Source organism: Bacillus sp. FSL L8-0528 (assembly GCF_038593085.1).
Classification (GTDB): Bacteria; Bacillota; Bacilli; order Bacillales; family Bacillaceae; genus Bacillus; species Bacillus paralicheniformis.
In genome coordinates, this window is the sequence record NZ_CP151961.1 from 4,174,895 (window position 1) to 4,195,848 (window position 20,954).

Consider the following 20,954-nt stretch of genomic DNA (forward strand, 5'->3'; position numbering starts at 1 on the left):
TCCCAACAAAGATAACGCTTTCATAGCTGCAAGAGATATTCTATCACAACGAAAAATGGTTATGTTTGTGAAACAACACAAAATGTAATCGCTTACATTTGTTTTTTTAACAAAGCTATTTTTTAAAGAAAAAAATTTTAATAGATAACTTATCTGATCAAGCCTTTCACCTTATTCAACGTTCACCAATTTGTTAAATTTCACAAAAAAGCGCTTACATTTTTAATTTTACACACGATGCTCTTCCCGATTCAGAGATTTATACTAGCGATAGAATCATATTTCATTTGAGGGGGACGACATCATGATCATTGGAATTCCGAAAGAAATTAAAAACAACGAGAACCGTGTAGCCATTACGCCGGCCGGCGTAGTCGCGCTAAAAAAAAGCGGTCATCAAGTTTTAATCGAACAGGGAGCCGGACTTGGAAGCGGCTTTGAGGATGCCGATTACAAAGCAGCCGGGGCAGACATTTTGGTTGAAGCGAAGGATGTATGGGGAAAAGCGGATATGGTCATGAAGGTGAAAGAGCCGATCAGCTCTGAATACGGCTATTTCCGAAAAGGACTTGTTTTATTTACGTATCTGCACTTAGCAGCTGAACCTAAGCTTGCGAAAGCGCTTGTGGACAGCGGCGTCACAGCCATCGCATACGAAACGGTCGAAGTGAACCGGACGCTTCCGCTCCTGACTCCAATGAGTGAAGTCGCCGGACGCATGGCTTCACAGATCGGCGCGCAATTTCTTGAGAAATCAAAAGGCGGCAAAGGCATCCTGTTATCGGGCGTACCCGGTGTAAAACGCGGCAAAGTTACGATCATCGGCGGCGGAGTGGTCGGTACGAACGCTGCCAAAATCGCTGTCGGACTTGGCGCTGACGTCACTTTGATCGATTTGAGCGCTGAGCGCCTCCGCCAGCTCGATGACCAGTTCGGCAAAGACATTCAAACGCTTATGTCCAACCCGCTCAACATTGCGGAAGCCGTAAAAGACTCTGACCTTGTCATCGGCGCCGTCTTAATCCCTGGTGCAAAAGCGCCGAAGCTTGTCACAGAAGAGATGATTCAGTCGATGTCCCCAGGCTCAGTTGTTGTAGACGTGGCGATTGACCAGGGCGGCATTATTGAAACGGTTGATAAAATCACCACGCATGACGATCCGACTTATACAAAGCACGGTGTTGTCCATTATGCGGTCGCCAATATGCCGGGAGCCGTTCCCCGTACATCAACGATCGGCTTAACAAACGTCACCATGCCTTACGCTTTGCAAATCGCAAATAAAGGCGTTGAACAAGCAGTCGCCGAAAATCAGGCGCTCGCTCTCGGCGTCAACGTTGCAAACGGAAGCATCACTTACAAGGCCGTTGCGCGTGACCTTGGATATGAATACGTATCTGTAGAAGATGCATTTCAAACGGTAAACGCTGGTTAAGCGGACTCTATCTCTCTGTCAATTGAATGGAAAAATTTTAATTACGCTTTCTGACTGTCCTTTCACGAAAAAAGAGCCGGATATTATCCGGCCTTTTTTCATTCTGCTTTAAACCGCTTTCCGGCAAACGGCGTTCGCCTTCATCCGAGAAATCGGCTTCAAGTCAATTTTTGAATGGTGTTCCCGTATCAACATATTTAAACACATTCAGAGACGGCAATGGACGTCCTTTAAAATCAAACAATGCCTGATTGTCTACGGCGCTGCCGCCAAACCACTTTCCTGCGTCTTCAGGGTCATATTCAGCGGCATAGCTTGTGGCCCAGCCTGATCCGTATGTCTCCCAAAGCGCTTTATTTTTCTCGAGCTGGTGTGCCGGTCCTACCGGAATCCACGCCGGTTCCCAATAGAAAACGCCGATTCCGGCTTTTCCTACATCGCTGACCGCTTGAATCACATCACGGACCGCGTTCGCCTGCCCTTGAACGGTGACCGGATAATTGAGCGTTTGACCGTTTTTAGGGGCTGTATTTTCGTGTCCGTCTCCGTCTTCAGCCGTATACGTATAAGATGTCTCGGCTACCATGACCTTTTTGCCGTACGTATCCGCGACTGATGTCAGGACGGATGTCAGATTCTTCACTGTGCCATGCCAAAACGGATAATACGAGCTTGCAAACACATCATAGTCTACATGGTGCCGTTGAAGCGTCTCGGCAATCCAAGCGTACCTGCCTGACGTCTCCGGATTGGTAAAATGCAAGGCGACTAAAATTTTCGAATCCGTCTCCCGGACGGCTTGGCTCCCCGCATTGAATAATTGGCTCATCTTCGCCCAGTCCGTTTCACCGGCAAGGCCCCCGTTTGTTTCGTTTCCGACCTGCACCATGCCGACGTTGATGCCCGCTGCTTTCATCGCTTCAAGGCTCTGTTTTGTATATTGGTAAAGCGCCGTTTTTTTATCTTCAAAGCTTAGGTTTGCCCATGCTTTTGGCGCTTTCTGTTTCGCCGGGTCCGCCCAGAAATCGGAATAGTGGAAATCCGCCAGCAGCTTCATTCCGTTGGCAGTGGCCCGTTTTCCGATCTGAATCGCTTTTTTCAGATCATTATTGCCCCCTCCATAGCCATTGCCGTTGGCATCATAGGGGTTATTCCAGATGCGCACCCGGACATAATTGACGCCTGCTTCCTTCAGCGTTTTGAATATATCCTGTTTCTTTCCGGATTCATTGTAAAAGGCGACGCCGCTCTCTTCCAAAGCGATGATGCTCGAAACATCAACCCCTTTTATAAAATCCTTGTGAAGACCTGAAACCTTTTCGACAAAAAGGCCGCTTTCTGCCGCCCCGGAACCTCTGACGGCTTCCGCCGGACCGCTTGTTCCAAATGCGCCCAAAACAAAAATCAGCACCGCAAAAACAGCCACCGCGTTTTTCATGAATCCCGCTTCTCCCCTTTCATGATTGACATACACTAAAAAAAGAAAACGTTTTCATCATTTCAGCAAGAGAAACATCCACATTAAAGCGGATGTCCCCCAGGCTTATGTTTTTGTTTTTACCGCTATTCTGGCTTCATATTTTTCCAATGCGATTTCGCCGGCCAGCGTTTCGCCGCTCAGCATATCTTTAACGGCCGACTCCAACACGACGGGCTGGCGTTTTTCTGTGAAATTCATGATGAAAATATAATCATTTTCTTCATCCTGTCTGACTTGAACGGAGACGCCAGGCTGATGTTTCACGTCAAAAGCCGGTTCAATCGCTAGCTCTTTGATCAATGTTTTATAAAAATCCCGATGAAATTGGCTGCTTAAGCGCGCACCGATATAGTACGTCTTCCCCTGTTTGTATGAATGGCTTGTAACAGCCGGCGTGTCCGCATAAAAATCGTCCTCATACAATCCCACGGGATTTGCCGTATCCAGCTTCAGCACGGTCGCATAATCTTTCAGCTCATATGACCGGTTTTGATAACGAACCGCATTTTTGTCGCCAGGATAGAGCGTATCGGTTTCAACAGGCTCCATGCCAAACATCTCTTGCAGATCTTGCGGCCATCCGCCTAAATAGGTCAGGTCATATTCGTTGACGATTCCGCTCATATACGTCATCACCAATGTGCCCCCGTTTGCAGCAAAGGCTTTTAAACGCGCGACTGTTTCTTCGCTTGCTAAGTAAAGCATCGGAACGATCAGCAGCCGGTACGGCGAAAAATCCTGTTCCTTTGTTATCACGTCGACTGGAATATCACGCTCCCAAAACGCGCGGTAGTGCTCGTGCAACGTTTGGGGATACCGCTTGGTTTTCTTCCCGAAACCTTGGGCATCTTCGAGCGCCCAATGGGTTTCCCAATCATAGAGAATCGCGACATCAGCGGGCCGGGTCGTTCCGACGACTTCAGACAGCTCTTCAAGGGTTTGCCCCACTTTTGCCACTTCTTTAAATACGCGGTTCTCGGAACAATTGTCATGGCCGACAACCGCACCGTGAAATTTTTCCGATGAGCCGCGGGATTTCCGCCATTGAAAATAGAGGATGCTGTCAGATCCGTGGGCGATCATCTGCATCGAAGACAGGAGGTGCATGCCCGGCCGTTTCGCTTTATTAAAATCGTGCCAATTGACAGCGCTTGGCGTCGATTCCATTAAAAGAAACGGCTGCTGTTTCAGGCTGCGGTACAAATCATTGATAAAGCCGACTTTCATGGCCAAATCAGCTGTGCTTTCCCAATCATTGTGCCAGGCGGGATACGCGTCCCAGCTGATCACGTCCAGATGCTTGGCAAACTTGCTGTAGTCCAGCCCTTGAAATGGAATGAGATCATGCGTGTCAGCCATAAAGTTGGTCGTGATCGGAATATTCGGCGTGATTTCCTTCAACGGAACGATTTCATTTTGAAAGAAAGAAATCGTCTGGTCAGTAACGAAGCGGCGCCAGTCCAAATTCAAGCCGTGCACCGCATTTTCACCGATCGGAGACGGCGATTCAATCTGTGACCAATCGTTGAAAGTGTGGCTCCAAAAAGGCGTCCACCATGCGGCATTCAAAGATTTAAGATCATCGTTGTACTTCTTTTTCAACCAGTCTCTGAAGGCGTGCTGACATTGATCACAATGGCATTCTCCTCCGTATTCGTTGGAGACATGCCACATCAAAAGGGCAGGATGGCTGCCGTACCTTTCCGCCAGCAAGCGGTTGATCTTTCTCGTTTTTTCACGGTATACGTATGAAGTGAAGCAATGATTGTGCCTTCCGCCATGCAGCTGTTTGACACGCTCCGCATTCACCCGCAGCACTTCCGGATACTTTTGCGACAGCCAAGCAGGACGGGCGCCGCTCGGTGTCGCCAATATCATCCGTCCGCCGTTCCGGTGAATGTTCTCAAACATATCATCCAGCCATTCAAACGTATATACGCCTTCCTCCGGCTCAAGGGCGCTCCATGAAAAAATCCCCACTGAAAATGTATTCGTATGGGCAAGCTTCATCAGCTTGATGTCATCTGCAAGAATATCCGGACGGTCAAGCCACTGATCCGGATTGTAGTCTCCCCCGTGAAGCATGTATTTTGCTTGTGTCGTATAAATTTTTGGCATAATACTCTCCTTTTTCAGACCATATTCTTCTCGGACTATCCTTTCGTTCCGCCTGCCGTCAACCCTGATACAAAGTTCTTTTGCAGCATGATAAAGATGACGGCTACCGGAATGCTGATCAAAATGGCGCCGGCGGCAAATGTCGTATAGCTGGCTCCCATCACTTCATTGACTAAATTGTATAAACCGATCGGCAATGTATACGACTCCGGCGTCCGCAATATCGTCGAAGACAAAACGAAATCCCCGAGCGGTCCGGTGAATCCGTTCATGGCGACGACCGCGATCATCGGTTTGGATAGCGGCATAATAATCTGCAGAAAAATTCTTGTATTGCTGGCGCCGTCAATCTTAGCGCTCTCATCCAAATCGATGGGAATCGAGTCCATATACCCTTTCATCAAATACGTGTTCATCGGTATAAGTCCGCCGATGTACAGCAAAATCAGAAGCCAATGGCTGTTCATCATGCCCAGCATCTGCGCTAAAACGAAGAGTGCAACCAAAGCCGAAAATTGAGGAATCATTTGCAGCAGCATGAATAAAACTAAAGCGTTTTTTCTACCTTTAAAACGAAATCGTGAAAAAGCATAAGCTGTAAAAGAAACGCTGATGATCGATCCGATCATCGTAAAGATGCTGATTTTCAGCGAGTTTACATACCATCGCCCGTATTGAAGGCTCTCTTTTCCGGCGAATAATTCTCTATAGTGATCCAATGTCGGATTTGCCGGAATGATAGAAGTACTGACCAAACTGTTGCCGGGATTAAAGCTGGCTCCCACCGTCCAAAGCAGAGGATATATGATAACGGCTGTCATCAAAACCAACAGAGAATAGGTCAGAAGGAGCCGAAAGAATTTTCTTTTCTTCATATGTTAAGCCCCCTCTTTGAAAGAATTTGTCCGTCTGAACTGCCACAGCGCGATCGAGATGACAAAGACCGACAGCAGGATCGTCAATGCGGCGGCTAAAGAGTACTGGCTCGACTGCATCGTCAATTTGTAAATCCAGGACACCAGAATGTCGGTTCCTCCCGCTGTTGACCCGGGCACAGCCGGACCGCCTCCATTAAATAGATAGATAATGTTGAAGTTATTAAAGTTAAAAGTGAATTGCGTGATGATAATCGGCGCCATTGCGATTAAAATCAGCGGCATTGTGATATGCCTGAATTTCGAAAACGCGGACGCACCGTCAATTGTCGCCGCTTCATACAGGTCCTCCGGAATCGACTGCAGAACACCGGTCGTCACAATGAACACATAAGGAAAACCGAGCCACCCCTGCATGAGGATAAGCGCCAGCTTCGTCCAATTGGCATTCGTCATCCAAGGAATCGGATCGATGCCGAATGCAGCGAGGATTTGATGATTGAAAGCACCGAAGCTGTCATTAAAGAGGCCGGCAAATACAAGAATGGTAACAAAACCGGGCACGGCCCAAGGCAAGACCAGAATCGTTCGGAAAAATTTCTTGAAGCGGACTTCCTTCTGATTGACGACAACCGCCAACAAAATGCCCAACCCGACTTGGAGCGTGGAAGCGACAAGCGTCCAGACAATGGTCCAAGCTAAAACATCCAAAAAGGTCGACCGCCAAATATCAACGGTGAAAATGTCGGCAAACGTTTTAAGCCCTACCCAATCGACAAGGTGGGCAGGCGGAGAATGGTAGAGGTTATAATTTGTAAAAGCTAATGCAAAGCTGAACAAAATCGGAAAAACAACGGCAAAAATCAGAATGAACAGTGATGGTCCGCTGATGAGATACGGATATCCCTGAGCCATTAAGTTATGATATTGTTCCTTGAGTGAACTGAGCTCCTTTTGTTCATCGCGCCGCTTTCCGTTTTGGTAGGCGTCCCGCAAATTGGCGTAATAGACAGCCAGCCCAAAACAGGTGACAATCACGGCAATGATGCCTTCTGCCAATAGAAAAATCGAGTTATCGCGCGGCACTTCGGTTCCAAGCGTAAACAGGCCCCACAGCCCCATATTCAGCAAATCGCCAAAAACCGCAAAGAACGAGACGCCTAAAAGAAGGAATAACAGACCCTTTATCCATTGTTTATTGTAGAATTGACCCAAACCGGGAATGATTGATAATAGTAAAGCTTTTTTGCGATGCTGCACCTTCTCTTTCACCTCTTTATATGGACATCCTGATCATAAATGGCGCCAAACTTAAGACAAGTTTGACACCAATGCTGCGGCTTATTTGCTGCCGCTGTGCTTCGCTTTGATCTGTCCTTGAATCGTTTCCGCTGCTTGATCAAGCGCTTTTTTCGGTTCGGCTTTTCCGGTTGCGATCGTTTGCAGAGCCGCATCCGCCGGCGTCCATACTTCATTCATCTCAGGAATATTCGGCGTCAACTCTGAGTACTGAGATTGTTCGGCAACGGCTTGAGCCGCTTCGCTTTTTGTGACGGCAGGATCATCCGCCAGTTCTTTGACAGCGGGAACTTCTTTTGTGATCTCATATCTCTTCTTTGAATTTTCTTTATTGGCGAGAAAGACGGCTAATTCTTCCGCCAGATCGGCATTCTTCGAATAAGCGCTTACATTGTAGCTCTTCACGCCGACAAAAGAACTCATATGTTTGCCGTTGGACAGCTTAGGCAGCTTGGCAACCCCGTAGTTGATGCCCGCTTTTTTGAACGGTTCCAGATTCCACGGACCAGAAATAATCGCTGCTGCTTTTCCTTCCGTAAACAGCGATTCCAGCACATTGATGCCCTGCTCCCCAATAATTCCGGCAGGGAACAGCCCTTCCTGATAAAACTTCTGAATGTACTCGGCGCCTTCGACTGCACCTTTGTTGTTCAAGCCGAGATCAGCCGGATCATAAGTGCCGTCTGCATCGCTTTTAAAAATGTAGCCGCCGTATCCTCCCATGACGCTCTGCGCATAATAAATCTGGTCAAACAGCGCCAGGAAGCCGAATTTTTTGCCGTCAGCCGTTTTTTTCGAATACTCATACCATTCATCCAGCGTTTTCGGCAGTTCTTTTTCAGAAATCAAATCTTTATTATAGTAGAGCATCGTCGTTTCGACCGCTTTCGGCAGGCCGTAGACCTTACCGTTTGTCACCTGGGATCTCATGGCAGGTTCGGTATAGATCGATTGGATCTCTTTGTCCACCTTTAATTCCTTGATCAAACCTTCCGTTACCGCTGTTCCGATTTGATCTCCAGGCATCGTTAACACATCAGGCCCCGTTCCTGCCGGTCCATCCATCCGCAAGTCTTCGATCTGCTTTGCGTAAGGCTTCTCGACGACTTTGACAGATACGCCGTGCTCTTTCTCAAACTGGGCGACGGCATCTTCAATGCCTTCGCTTTTTTCTTTATCCTCCCAGACCACGAGTTCCTTTTGCTTCGAACCTGATGCTTCATTGCTGCTCTCTTTAGGTCCGCAGGCAGTTAAAGACAAACTGAGAGCAATGACACTGCTGATTCCAACATATTTTTTCATATTCATCATTTGTCTCATTCCTTTTATTGGATTGAAAGCGTTTCACAAAAACAATATAGCATGTCTAAGAAAAAGTGTAAACAACTATTTTACTGACTATAGTAAAATATTTTACGAAAAAGGCGCGGCTTATGAACAGCCCGCGCCTTTTTTAATTGGTGCTTTTTCTGACTACCAGTTCCGCACCGATATATAGCGTTTTTACAGCTTTTCTCTTTTCAAGTATTTGTTCAAGAAGCAATTCAATGGCGTTTTTGCAAAGTTCTTTAATATCGATATGGAATGTCGTCAGCGGCGGAGATACATATTTCGCCACACTGATGTTGTTGATGCCGATGACGCTCACCCTGCCCGGGATGGCGACCCCTCTCTCATTTAAAGCCTGAAGGCAGCCTACGGCAATCGGATCCGCCGCTGTAAAGAAGGCCGTCGGCAGCTTTTCGCCCAATGTTTCAACCGCTTTATCCATCAGATGGTAGCCGTTTTCCACCGAAAATCCCCTGCGGCAAAAAATAAAGTCTTCCTCCAAGAGCCCTTTTTCCCTCATATAATCGCGAAACGTTCGTTCCCTTACGTCCATTTCGTCTTCATCGGTATTAGGATTGTGGTACGTGCCTCCGATAAAGCCGATCTTTTCATGCCCTTTTTCAATAAGAAAGTCCACCGTTTTCCTCGTCATCTGCTTTAAGTCCGGCCTGACCGAATCAAAATGATCCGGATCCGGCGTCGAATCGATAAATACTCCGTGAGGCGTCATCTGCCTTAACCGGGTTAATTCATCATCTGAAAATGATCCGACCGCAATGAATCCTTCAATGTTTTCGGGGATGGCGTCAATGCCGCCCGAAATTTTATACGTCGTCAGTTCAACGTTGAATTGCTTTGCGAACTTCTCGATTTCCAGCCTCATCGTTTTAAAATACACGTCTTCGAGCTCTTCTTTATCCGTCAGCCAGTACAGAAACGCGATGTTTTTTACCAGTGTTCTAATCGTTTTTTTGCGGTAGTTCAGGCTTTCCGCCACTTCAAATATTTTCTCCCGCGTCTCATCGGGTACGGACAGGCTTTCGTCGTTATTCAATACGCGGGAAACCGTCGAGATGGAATACCCCGCCTTTTCTGCAACATCTTTTATCGTCGCCACGATTGCACAACCTCCATATGAACATCTTTCATATTTTTAGTAAAATATTTTACTAATTTAACGTTGATTGTCGTAAAAGTCAAGTGTTGATTACCCTATCCCCGCCAATAAGGATTTTACATGAAAACGCTTCATTTGAAAAAACACTTTTTATTGCACCAATTGAAAACCCGTAGTAAACTGAGGTTAAACTTAATTAAATTAATTTATTAAGTCTGCATGTCAAACGAATGGGAGGATATATGAATACTGCAGCCGCTTTATTAGACGACTTTCGTTCTATTTTTAAGACAGAAAAGACACCGCGAACCTTTTTTGCTCCGGGAAGAATCAACTTAATCGGCGAACACACGGATTATAATGGAGGGCATGTTTTCCCCGCTTCGATTTCATTTGGCACCTATGCCCTTGGCGTGAAACGAGATGATCAAATGATCCGTTTCTATTCAAAGAACTTCCCTGACAAAGGCATAATTGAATGCAGCTTGAGCGATTTAGCCTTTGACCAGTCTGACGGCTGGGCCAACTATCCGAAAGGAATGTTCCTTTTGATGAAAGCGGCAGGCCATCAAATCGTTCACGGCGCCGATATTTTGTATTACGGAGATATTCCGCACGGGGCGGGCCTTTCTTCTTCCGCATCGATTGAGCTTGCGACAGGCGTTCTGTTAAAAGGGCTTTATGGTTTGCAGACAGACACGATCTCCATGGTGAAGCTCGGACAAAAAGTCGAAAACGAGTACATTGGCGTAGGCAGCGGCATTATGGACCAATTTGCGATCGGCATGGGGAAAAAGGATCACGCGATTTTGTTAGACTGCCAAACACTTCATTACACATACGCTCCTTTCGTGTTGAAGGAACACGATGTGATCATCATCAATACAAACAAACAGCGGGCGCTGGCCGGGTCTAAATATAATGAAAGGCGCGCTCAATGCGAAGAGGCGCTCCGCGATCTGCAAAGGGAGTTATCGATTGCAAGCCTGGGTGAAATGACGGCGGAAGCATTTGAAGCTCATCAGCACCTTATCCGAGATGAAATCAATCGAAAACGCGCCAAGCATGCAGTGTACGAAAATGCCCGGACGCTGAAAGCGCTGGAAAAACTTCGCGAGGACGACCTCGCCGGGTTCGGCAAGCTGATGAATGAATCTCATGTGTCTTTAAGGGATGATTATGAAGTGACAGGGCTGGAGCTTGATACCATTGTCCAGGCGGCTTGGGAACAAGACGGCGTCCTCGGTGCCCGCATGACCGGCGCCGGGTTCGGCGGCTGTGCGATTGCGATTGTAGAAAAAGACCGGACAGACAGCTTTAAAAAACGCATCAATGCCGTCTACCGCGAAACGATTGGTTATGATGCTGCTTTTTATACTGCGGCGATAGGCGACGGCGCCAAAGAAATATAGAAAGGAGAATGGATATGAGTGTGTTGGTTTTGGGCGGTGCCGGCTATATCGGTTCACACGCCGTGTATCAATTGTTAGACAGGGGCGAAACCGTCGTTGTCGTTGACAACCTTGAGACCGGCCAAAGGCAGGCGGTACATCCCGATGCGGCCTTTTATGAAGGGGATGTGCGTGATCGCGACTTCCTCCGCACTGTTTTCGAAAAAGAACGTATTGAAGAAGTGATCCACTTCGCCGCCAGTTCACTTGTCGGCGAATCGATGAAAGATCCGCTTAAATACTACGACAACAATGTATCCGGGACACAGGTTTTGCTTCAGACGATGCTCGAGCACGAAGTGAAAAAGATCGTATTTTCCTCGACGGCGGCCGTCTACGGAGAGCCTGAATCGGTACCGATCACAGAAAACATGCCGACGCGGCCGACAAGCACCTACGGGGAAACGAAACTGATCATGGAGAAGCTCATGAAGCGGACTGAAGAAGCCCATGGGATCAGCTTTGTGTCTCTCAGGTACTTCAATGTCGCAGGAGCAAGAGAAACGGGAGAGATCGGAGAAGACCACCATCCGGAAACACACCTGGTCCCCATCATCCTGCAAACCGCTCTCGGACAAAGACCGCATATTACGATTTTCGGGGATGACTATGATACGCCCGACGGCACGTGCATCCGCGACTATGTTCATGTTGAAGACCTGATTGACGCTCATCTGTCGGCACTGGACTATTTAAGAGAAGGCGGCAAAAGCGATATATTCAACCTTGGCAGCAGCGAAGGATTTTCGGTGAAAGAAATGATTGATGCGGCGAGAAAGGTCACCGGGAAAGACATTCCCGCCGAAATCGGCAAGCGCAGAGCCGGCGACCCGAGCATCCTGATTGCCGGCTCTGACAAAGCAAAGCAAGTCCTGGGCTGGAGGCCTTCGCGCACTTCTGTAGCAAAGATCATAGAAGACGCCTGGAAGTGGCATTCCTCACATCCAAACGGGTACAGGAAGGAAGTGTCATCATGATTGAACAAAACATAGCCGGACTCATTCAAAAAGCGCTTGAAGCAGGGTTAATCGAACCTGATGACGTGAACTACGCACGCAACCAAGTGATGCATCTGCTGGGCTTGGAATCATTTCCTGAGGAAGCCCCTGCGGCTTCCGGCGACTCCATCCCAGACCTTTTGGAAAAACTCGCCGCCTATGCAGTCGAACACGGCGTGATAACCGACGATTTAGACGCGAAAGACATGCTGGCGGCAAATGTGATGAACTGCTTTGTTGCAAGACCTTCTGTCATCAATGCCGTGTTTCAGCAAAAATACGAGCAATCGCCGCTGGAGGCCACCGACTATTTTTATCAGCTCAGCAAAAACAGCAACTATATCCAGACAAAACGAATTGAAAAAAATATTTCGTATCAGGCGGATACACCTTACGGCACAATGGATATTACGATCAATTTGTCAAAGCCGGAAAAAGACCCTGAGCAAATCAAACGGGAGCGCGCCGCTGCAAAACGAGCACGCAGCTATCCGACATGCCTGCTGTGCAAAGAAAACGAAGGATATGCAGGACGGATCGGGTATCCCGCCCGGGCGAACCACAGGATAATTAAAGTTCCGCTCGCCGGAGAAAACTGGTATTTTCAATATTCTCCATATGCTTACTATAACGAGCACAGCATTTTATTTTCTGAGCAGCATCGGCCGATGAAAATTGATAAGCTTGCCTTTCGCAGGCTGCTTGTTTTTACAGAGCTGTTTCCGCATTATTTTATCGGATCGAATGCCGATTTGCCGATCGTCGGCGGGTCTATTTTAAGCCATGACCATTATCAGGCCGGACGATATGAGTTTGCGATGACGCGCGCGGAAGACGCGTTCTCCTTTCAAATCAAACAGCATCCGGACATCGAAGCCTCTGTTTTAAAATGGCCGATGTCTGTCATCCGCCTGAAAGGAACGGCGATCAACAGCCTTGTCGATGTGGCGGATCATATTTTTCAGACTTGGAAAAACTACTCGGATCAACAAGCGGATATTACGGCTTTTACAGATGAAACGCCTCATAACACGATTACGCCTATTGCAAGAAACGTGAACGGCGTTTTTGAAATCGACCTTGTGCTCAGAAACAACCGGACATCTGCCGCGCATCCATACGGCATATTCCACCCGCATGCTGACGTTCACCATATTAAGAAAGAGAATATCGGCTTAATCGAAGTGATGGGCCTCGCCGTCCTTCCGCCCCGCTTAAAGACCGAACTGGCGGGAGTGACAGAATTCCTGCTCGGTCAGTCAGATGCCGTTGAAGCGCATCACCGGGAATGGGCCGAACAGCTCAAAACCGAATACGGAGAGCTGTCCAGGCCGGAGCAGGCTGAATCCATTGTACGAAAAGAACTTGGCCGGAAATTTGTTAAAGCCCTTGAGGATGCCGGGGTATTCAAAGATCGCGAAGCTTTCATGCGCTTCATCCGCACGGTCAATCATCAGGGGTAAGGCTTCACCGGTGTTAAAATAGGCGAAAAACCGGCTTATTTTAACACCGGATCAAACAACTCCGCCAGCAGCAATGAAACGGCCCCGTAAAGCGTCGCTTCATCGCCGAGCTTCGTTATCGTCACCTCTGTCTGCCTCGCTTCGGCTGTTAAGGCTTTCTGCTGTATCGTTTCTCGTATCGCCGGCAATATGAACCTCCCGCCTTTCATCACTCCGCCGCCCAGCACGATTTTGCCCGGATTGACAAGATGAATGAAGTTGGTGAGCCCGATTCCGATGATCACACCGGTTTCCCGAAAGAGTTCAATACACGTTTGGCAGCCGTTCTCGGCCATTTCAAACAAATCTTTGGCTGTCAGGCTGTCCGGACTTTCTTTCAATCGCTTTTTCCCCCGTTCGGCAATCGCTTTACCGCTCACAATCGTCTGCAGGCAGCCGCGGTTGCCGCACTCGCACTTTTCTCCATTGATATCAATGATCATATGGCCCAGTTCCCCTGCGATTCCTTCCGCTCCATGGTACAGTTTTCCGTTGATGACAATCCCCGCACCGACGCCGCGGCCGATATTCACAGCCGCCATACTGCCTGCATCAGCGCGGCCGCCGAACCACGATTCGCCAAGCGCCATCGCCCTGGCATCATTTTCAACTCTGACCGTTAAGTTGAATTCTTGTTCCAGCACATCTTTAATGGGAATATTGGTTAAGTTTAAAATCGGGGCGATGCGTGACATTCCCGTTTCAGCATCGACGACCCCGTGCATTGCGATGCCGATCCCGATGATCTTTTCCTGATCGACATCGGCCCGTCCCAAAATCGCATAAATATTTTCTTTTAAAACATCAATGAACGTCCCGTTTGTCAGCGGTTTTTTCAGCAGGCTCGATGTCCGCTGCAGTATCCCTCCGGCTAAGTCGGTTAAGACACACTCCACCGTCTCAGGCCCGGCATCAATGCCAATGACATAAAAGGCACCTGTGTTGATGTGCAGCATTGTCGGCTTCCTTCCGCCGCTCGAATGGCCGAGCGTGCTTTCTTTCACGAGCCCTTGTCCGATCAGCTCTTTGACAATGCTTGAGACCGTGGGAGGGGTAATCTTTGTTTCCTTGGCGATCTCGGCTCTCGAAATCGGCTCTGAAGTTCTGATTTTATTAAGAATGATCGATTTGTTCACCGATTTCATTAATTGAAATGTACCGCGCTGCATGTGAAATCCTCCAGAACAAATAGTTGGATATATTTTTAAAAGAATTATTAATTAATTTAATTAATAATTCTTTTGATATTTATCAATCTTATTTCTTCTGACAAAGAAAATCAATTGTTTTAGGTGGCTATCGGGTTAACCTTAAAACTTCTATTGGTACCCCTGCTTCAATTGTATGATCGTATGTATAAATATGATCTCTATTGTTTTCACATATACCTAAATGCTTTTTAAATTTATCATCGTTGGAAATGTATACTTTACCATTGCAAATTGGACAAATTCCATACTTTTTAACCTTGTAAATTTCTCCATTATCATTAAACAGGATTGGTGTTTGTTGTTTATATACTATACCGTCTTTCTTTAAATCTTCCAATTTTCCTTTAGAATCAAAAGCGTAAATAAGGAAGCTTATCGCAATTAATATAAATAAAAAGGTAAAATCAGATTTAGTATACAAATAATCTATCAGTGTTATTAACGCAGATACTATAGATAAAATTCCTGCTATTTCAAATTTAAGCTTAAAACCGTTCAATCCACTATTAACTTTATGATCCAACCGATAATCATACTTAACAATTAATTCATCAGTTTCTTTTGAAACATTAAAATTACTAATAAAAAATTCCTGCTTGCTGTTATTTCCAAGACCAAAGTTGATACTATTATTACCAGTGGTTATTGTATGGCCTGTATTATTATGTTTTGTTGTAGAAGTTCCGCAATATGGACAAAACGAATATGCAGCATTGATTGGAGTTTGACATACTTTACATTCCATATTTCCACCTCACTATACTTAATCTAATCAAACACTTGAATACAGTATACATCCAATTTTACCATAAATTTCATTAGTTATGTTGAAAATCACATTAATACATCATTAACTGTCAAAACTGATAAAACGCCACACATATATATCAATCTAGTAATGGAAAAATTTTTCGAAAAATTTAAAATGAAAGTGTTTGCATAATCAAAATAATCGCGTTATCATACTTGTATACAAGTATACTCGTATAACTAGGAAGGTGAGTGTATGAGCAAATCTAAAAATCTTTTATATCCGGAGAAGTGGCTTTCAAGAGCTTCAACAGGTGTTCGCGTCGCATGCGAACTGAGAATGCGCATTATTTCCGGCTTGATTGAAAGCGGTACCATTTTATCTGAAAATAAATTAGCTGCGGAATTCTCGGTGAGCCGGTCTCCCATCCGCGAGGCTTTAAAAATACTGGCATCGGAAAAAATCATCCGTTTGGAACGGATGGGCGCCGTTGTCATCGGTTTAACCGAAAAAGAAATTGGAGAAATTTATGATGTGCGTCTGGTGATGGAAACATTCGTATTCGAACGGCTTGGACAGGCCAATGTCGACGAACTGGTAACAGACCTCAGCAAAATATTGGAGATGATGAAAGTCTCCATCAAATACAAAGATGCCGACGAGTTCTCATTTCAAGACGTCTTATTTCACGAAACGATTGTCCGCTCCATCAATCATTCTTACATTTTGATGATATGGAACAATCTCAAACCTGTGATGGAAAGCTTTATTCTTTTATCCATGCGGGCCCGCTTAAAAGAAAAATACGAAGACTTTGAACGAATTCTCGATAACCATGAACTTTATATCCAAGCGATCAAAACGAAAGACAGGGATCTGATGCTTAAATCCCTACATCAAAACTTCGATGACGTGCAAGGTAAAGTTGAAGATCTGTGGCTGTCGCAACAAATGCTGGCGAAAGGGGCCGAACAAGAAAATGACTAGTTATATGTTAGGCATAGATATCGGTACGACAAGCACGAAAGCGGTTTTATTCAGTGAAAAAGGGGACGTGATCCAGAAGGAAAGCATCGGCTACCCGCTTTACACACCGGACATCTCGACCGCTGAACAAAACCCGGATGAGATCTTTCAGGCCGTCATCCAGTCAACGGCGAAAATCATGCAGCAGCATCCTGACAAACAGCCGTCATTCATTTCATTCAGCAGCGCGATGCACAGCGTGATTGCGATGGACGAAAACGACAAGCCGCTCACCTCCTGCATCACTTGGGCAGACAACAGAAGCGAAGGCTGGGCTCATAAAATCAAAGAAGAAATGAATGGGCACAATATCTACAAACGGACGGGAACGCCGATTCACCCGATGACGCCGCTAAGCAAAATCACGTGGATTGTGAACGAACATCCTGAAATCGCTGCCAAAGCAAAAAAATATATCGGAATCAAAGAATATATTTTTAAAAAGTTATTTGATCAATATGTCGTCGATTACTCATTAGCTTCGGCGATGGGAATGATGAATCTCAAAACATTGGCCTGGGACGAAGAAGCACTGACCGTTGCCGGCATCACACCCGATCACTTATCAAAGCTCGTTCCGACAACAGCCATTTTCCATCATTGCAATCCCGAACTGGCGGCGATGATGGGAATTGATCCGCAAACGCCATTTGTCATCGGTGCCAGCGACGGCGTGCTTTCCAACCTCGGCGTCAACGCGATTAAAAAAGGCGAAATCGCCGTCACCATCGGGACAAGCGGTGCGATTCGCACGATTATCGATGAGCCGCAGACCGATGAAAAAGGCAGAATCTTTTGCTATGCCTTAACTGAGAACCATTGGGTCATCGGCGGGCCAGTGAACAACGGCGGGATCGTCCTTCGCTGGATCAGAGATGAATTTGCTTCATCAGAAATTGAAACAGCAAAACGTCTCGGCATTGATCCATACGATGTCTTGACCAAAATTGCCGAACGCGTCAGACCGGGTGCCGACGGACTGCTGTTCCATCCATACCTCGCAGGCGAACGGGCGCCGCTTTGGAATCCGGATGTGCGCGGTTCATTCTTCGGCCTCACCATGTCGCATAAAAAAGAACACATGATTCGCGCGGCATTGGAAGGGGTTATTTACAATCTGTACACCGTCTTCCTGGCGTTGACAGAATGCATGGACGGTCCAGTTGCCCGAATTCAGGCGACCGGAGGTTTCGCAAGGTCTGACGTATGGCGGCAAATGATGGCCGATATTTTCGAATCGGAAGTCGTCGTGCCGGAAAGCTATGAAAGCTCTTGTCTCGGCGCCTGCATTTTGGGGCTGTACGCGACAGGAAAAATCGATTCGTTCGATGTCGTCTCCGACATGATCGGAAGCACGCACAGACACGCGCCGAAAGAAGAATCGGCCAAAGAATACAGAAAATTAATGCCGATCTTTATCAACTTATCTCGAGCACTAGAAAACGAGTATACACAAATTGCAAATTATCAAAGAAGCTTATCCAGCAAAAAATAGGGGAGAATTGGAGGCGTTATCATGCCATTATTGATCGTAGCAATCGGGATTGTCGCATTATTGCTTTTGATTATGGGGTTAAAACTGAATACGTTTGTTTCCTTGATTATCGTATCGTTCGGGGTTGCATTGGCACTTGGAATGCCGCTTGACGACATCGTCAAAACGATTGAAGAAGGCCTTGGCGGAACACTCGGCCATATCGCATTGATCTTCGGGCTCGGCGCCATGCTGGGCAGGCTGATTGCGGATTCAGGGGGCGCTCAGCGCATTGCGATGACCCTCGTCAACAAATTCGGGGAGAAAAACATCCAATGGGCGGTCGTTATCGCCTCCTTTATCATCGGGGTTGCATTATTCTTCGAAGTCGGATTGGTATTATTGATTCCAATTGTATTCGCCATTTCAAGAGAATTGAAGATTTCGATTTTATACCTTGGAATTCCAATGACGGCGGCCTTATCCGTCACACACGGCTTCCTGCCCCCGCATCCTGGACCGACGGCTATCGCGGGAGAGCTCGGCGCCAATATCGGGGAAGTGCTGCTCTACGGTATCATTGTTGCAATTCCAACCGTTCTTTTGGCCGGACCTTTATTTACGAAACTGGCGAAAAAAATCGTCCCGCAATCATTTGAGAAAATGGGCAGCATCGCTTCACTCGGTGAGCAGAAAACGTTCAAACTTGAAGAGACGCCAGCCTTTGGCATCAGCGTCTTCACAGCTATGCTTCCGGTCATTATCATGTCGATTTCGACTGTTATTACGCTTATTCAAGAAACGGTGGGGCTTGCAGACAACAGCCTGCTGGCAGCGGTTCGCTTAATCGGGAATGCCTCGACTTCGATGGTCATCTCCCTGTTGGTCGCGATCTATACGATGGGTATCGCCAGAAAGATCCCGATCAAACAAGTGATGGATTCCTGTTCTACCGCCATTACACAAATCGGAATGATGCTCTTGATCATCGGGGGCGGCGGCGCCTTCAAACAAGTCTTGATCAATGGCGGAGTAGGCGACTATGTAGCTGAATTATTCAAAGGAACAGCCATGTCGCCGATCTTGCTCGCCTGGGTCATCGCCGCAATTCTGCGCATCTCCTTAGGATCCGCGACAGTTGCTGCATTAAGCACAACCGGACTCGTTCTTCCGATGCTCGGACAAAGCGATGTCAATCTTGCGCTGGTTGTGCTTGCAACAGGGGCCGGAAGTGTAATCGCTTCCCATGTCAATGACGCAGGTTTCTGGATGTTCAAAGAATATTTCGGCCTAAGCATGAAAGAAACATTTGCCACCTGGACACTGCTTGAAACAATTATCGCAGTGGCCGGATTAGGATTTACTTTATTGTTAAGCCTATTTGTATAAAAAAGTTTTCAAGAAGGAGCAGGTATTACATGTGCAATACAATCGGTGTCATAGGTTTGGGAGTCATGGGGAGCAATATCGCCCTGAACATGGCAAGCAAAGGCGAACAAGTCGCCGTCTATAACTACACAAGGGATTTAACCGATCAACTCGTCCAAAAAACGGGAGGCCAAACAGTCAAGCCGTACTATGAACTTGAAGATTTCGTACAGTCTCTAGAAAAACCGAGAAAAATCTTTCTTATGGTCACAGCAGGCAAACCGGTCGATTCTGTCATCGACTCGCTCGTTCCTCTGCTTGAAGAAGGGGATGTCATCATGGACGGCGGCAACTCCCACTACGAAGATACGGAACGAAGATATGACAGTTTGAAAGCGAACGGAATCGGCTACCTGGGAATCGGCATTTCCGGCGGCGAAGTCGGCGCTTTAAAAGGCCCATCCATTATGCCCGGCGGAGATCGGGACGTCTACGAAAAAGCAGCTCCGATCCTCACAAAAATCGCCGCCCAAGTGGGCGAAGATCCATGCTGTGTCTACATCGGTCCAAAAGGCGCGGGGCATTTTGTCAAAATGGTGCACAACGGCATCGAGTACGCAGACATGCAGCTTATCGCTGAAGCGTATACATTTTTAAGAGAAAAGCTTCGTTTGCCGATAGATGAAATCGCTGACATTTTCGACACGTGGAATCAAGGAGAGCTGAAAAGCTATTTAATCGAAATCACGGCGGAGATCCTGCGGAAAAAAGATGAGCGCACGGGCGCTCCGCTCATCGACGTCATCCTCGACAAAACCGGCCAAAAAGGCACGGGCAAATGGACGAGCCTGCAGGCCATCGACAACGGCATTCCATCATCGATTATCACGGAATCCCTGTTTGCCCGTTACCTGTCGTCATTAAAAGACGAACGGACAGCTGCCGAAAACGTATTGGCCGGCCCTGAAGTGGAAGAACGGCCCCTGGATCAGAACGTGTGGATCGACCGCGTCAGACAGGCATTATACATGGGGAAAGTCTGCGCCTATGCACAAGGCTTCGCTCAATATAAAATGACGTCTGACCTGAACGGATGGAACCTGCCGTTAAAGGACATCGCCCTCATCTTCCGCGGCGGCTGCATCATCCGCGCGCAATTCTTAAATCTCATCAGCGAAGCGTTCGACAAACAGCCGGACCTGTCCAACCTGCTGGTCGCACCAGACTTCGCTGAAAAACTAAAAGAATACCAGTCCGGCTTGCGAAAGGTCGTCTGCGAAGGCATCAGCTCAGGCATCTCATTCCCGTGCTTAAGCACAGCCCTTTCCTATTACGACGGCTACCGGACGGGCCGCTCAAACGCAAACCTCCTGCAGGCGCAGCGCGATTATTTCGGCGCTCACACGTATGAGCGGACAGATATGGAAGGCGTGTTTCATACGGACTGGTATAAGTGAAAAGAAGGAGCCCTATAGTTGTTTTCAGTGAAATAAATGAGGCTGTCGAGAATATCTCGACAG

16 protein-coding genes are annotated in these 20,954 nt (G+C 47.1%); 8 read left to right on the top strand and 8 right to left on the bottom strand.

The window, feature by feature from the left end; translation table 11 throughout:
* Positions 1-304 precede the first annotated feature (304 nt).
* A complete protein-coding gene (ald, locus tag MHI30_RS21230; protein WP_075751749.1) occupies positions 305-1,435 on the top strand; it encodes an alanine dehydrogenase in 1,131 nt (376 codons plus the stop codon).
* 163 nt (positions 1,436-1,598) lie between these two features.
* Here ald and MHI30_RS21235 read toward each other — a convergent pair whose 3' ends face one another.
* The 6 genes from MHI30_RS21235 to MHI30_RS21260 all read right to left on the bottom strand — a co-directional run bounded on the left by MHI30_RS21235 (position 1,599) and on the right by MHI30_RS21260 (position 9,653).
* Complete coding sequence (locus MHI30_RS21235; protein WP_075751750.1) at positions 1,599-2,873, bottom strand: arabinogalactan endo-beta-1,4-galactanase; 1,275 nt, start codon at positions 2,871-2,873, stop codon at positions 1,599-1,601.
* A 105-nt stretch (positions 2,874-2,978) separates the two neighbouring features.
* Positions 2,979-5,033 (bottom strand): beta-galactosidase, encoded by a 2,055-nt coding sequence (locus MHI30_RS21240; RefSeq protein ID WP_075751751.1) that lies wholly within the window; start codon positions 5,031-5,033, stop codon positions 2,979-2,981.
* Between the two features lie 35 nt (positions 5,034-5,068).
* Complete coding sequence (locus MHI30_RS21245; protein ID WP_075751752.1) at positions 5,069-5,908, bottom strand: sugar ABC transporter permease; 840 nt, start codon at positions 5,906-5,908, stop codon at positions 5,069-5,071.
* Between the two features lie 3 nt (positions 5,909-5,911).
* The gene (locus tag MHI30_RS21250) at positions 5,912-7,168 is read right to left on the bottom strand and encodes a sugar ABC transporter permease (protein WP_075751753.1); all 1,257 of its coding nucleotides are present in this window, start codon (positions 7,166-7,168) and stop codon (positions 5,912-5,914) included.
* An 81-nt stretch (positions 7,169-7,249) separates the two neighbouring features.
* A complete protein-coding gene (locus MHI30_RS21255; protein ID WP_145699643.1) occupies positions 7,250-8,518 on the bottom strand; it encodes an extracellular solute-binding protein in 1,269 nt (422 codons plus the stop codon).
* A 142-nt stretch (positions 8,519-8,660) separates the two neighbouring features.
* Positions 8,661-9,653 carry a LacI family DNA-binding transcriptional regulator gene (locus MHI30_RS21260; protein WP_075751754.1) on the bottom strand — a complete coding sequence of 331 codons (993 nt, stop codon included), beginning with the start codon at positions 9,651-9,653 and terminating at the stop codon, positions 8,661-8,663.
* 242 nt (positions 9,654-9,895) lie between these two features.
* Here MHI30_RS21260 and MHI30_RS21265 point away from each other — a divergent pair, with 242 nt between their 5' ends.
* The 3 genes from MHI30_RS21265 to galT are packed head-to-tail and all read left to right on the top strand — an operon-like array spanning position 9,896 to position 13,565.
* A complete protein-coding gene (locus tag MHI30_RS21265; protein ID WP_075751755.1) occupies positions 9,896-11,065 on the top strand; it encodes a galactokinase in 1,170 nt (389 codons plus the stop codon).
* Positions 11,066-11,079: 14 nt separating this feature from the next.
* The gene (gene galE, locus MHI30_RS21270; protein WP_075751756.1) at positions 11,080-12,081 is read left to right on the top strand and encodes a UDP-glucose 4-epimerase GalE; all 1,002 of its coding nucleotides are present in this window, start codon (positions 11,080-11,082) and stop codon (positions 12,079-12,081) included.
* Positions 12,078-13,565 (top strand): UDP-glucose--hexose-1-phosphate uridylyltransferase, encoded by a 1,488-nt coding sequence (gene galT / locus MHI30_RS21275; RefSeq protein ID WP_075751757.1) that lies wholly within the window; start codon positions 12,078-12,080, stop codon positions 13,563-13,565. The genes galE and galT overlap by 4 nt, the downstream gene beginning before the upstream one ends.
* Positions 13,566-13,600: 35 nt before the next feature.
* Here galT and MHI30_RS21280 read toward each other — a convergent pair whose 3' ends face one another.
* Both MHI30_RS21280 and MHI30_RS21285 read right to left on the bottom strand, forming a co-directional pair.
* Positions 13,601-14,773, bottom strand: coding sequence for an ROK family transcriptional regulator (locus tag MHI30_RS21280; RefSeq protein ID WP_075751758.1), 1,173 nt, complete (start codon positions 14,771-14,773; stop codon positions 13,601-13,603).
* A 127-nt stretch (positions 14,774-14,900) separates the two neighbouring features.
* Positions 14,901-15,560 carry a hypothetical protein gene (locus tag MHI30_RS21285; RefSeq protein ID WP_075751759.1) on the bottom strand — a complete coding sequence of 220 codons (660 nt, stop codon included), beginning with the start codon at positions 15,558-15,560 and terminating at the stop codon, positions 14,901-14,903.
* Positions 15,561-15,821: 261 nt separating this feature from the next.
* On the opposite strand from MHI30_RS21285, the gene MHI30_RS21290 reads away from it, so the two are divergent.
* Genes MHI30_RS21290 through gnd form a run of 4 tightly spaced genes read left to right on the top strand, consistent with a single transcriptional unit; the run spans position 15,822 to position 20,891 of the window.
* The gene (locus MHI30_RS21290; RefSeq protein WP_075751760.1) at positions 15,822-16,553 is read left to right on the top strand and encodes a GntR family transcriptional regulator; all 732 of its coding nucleotides are present in this window, start codon (positions 15,822-15,824) and stop codon (positions 16,551-16,553) included.
* Positions 16,546-18,087 carry a gluconokinase gene (gene gntK / locus MHI30_RS21295; protein WP_075751761.1) on the top strand — a complete coding sequence of 514 codons (1,542 nt, stop codon included), beginning with the start codon at positions 16,546-16,548 and terminating at the stop codon, positions 18,085-18,087. The genes MHI30_RS21290 and gntK overlap by 8 nt, the downstream gene beginning before the upstream one ends.
* A gap of 21 nt (positions 18,088-18,108) precedes the next feature.
* A complete protein-coding gene (locus MHI30_RS21300; RefSeq protein ID WP_075751762.1) occupies positions 18,109-19,455 on the top strand; it encodes a GntP family permease in 1,347 nt (448 codons plus the stop codon).
* Positions 19,456-19,484: 29 nt separating this feature from the next.
* Positions 19,485-20,891 (top strand): decarboxylating NADP(+)-dependent phosphogluconate dehydrogenase, encoded by a 1,407-nt coding sequence (gnd, locus tag MHI30_RS21305; protein ID WP_075751763.1) that lies wholly within the window; start codon positions 19,485-19,487, stop codon positions 20,889-20,891.
* The last annotated feature ends 63 nt before the right edge of the window (positions 20,892-20,954 follow it).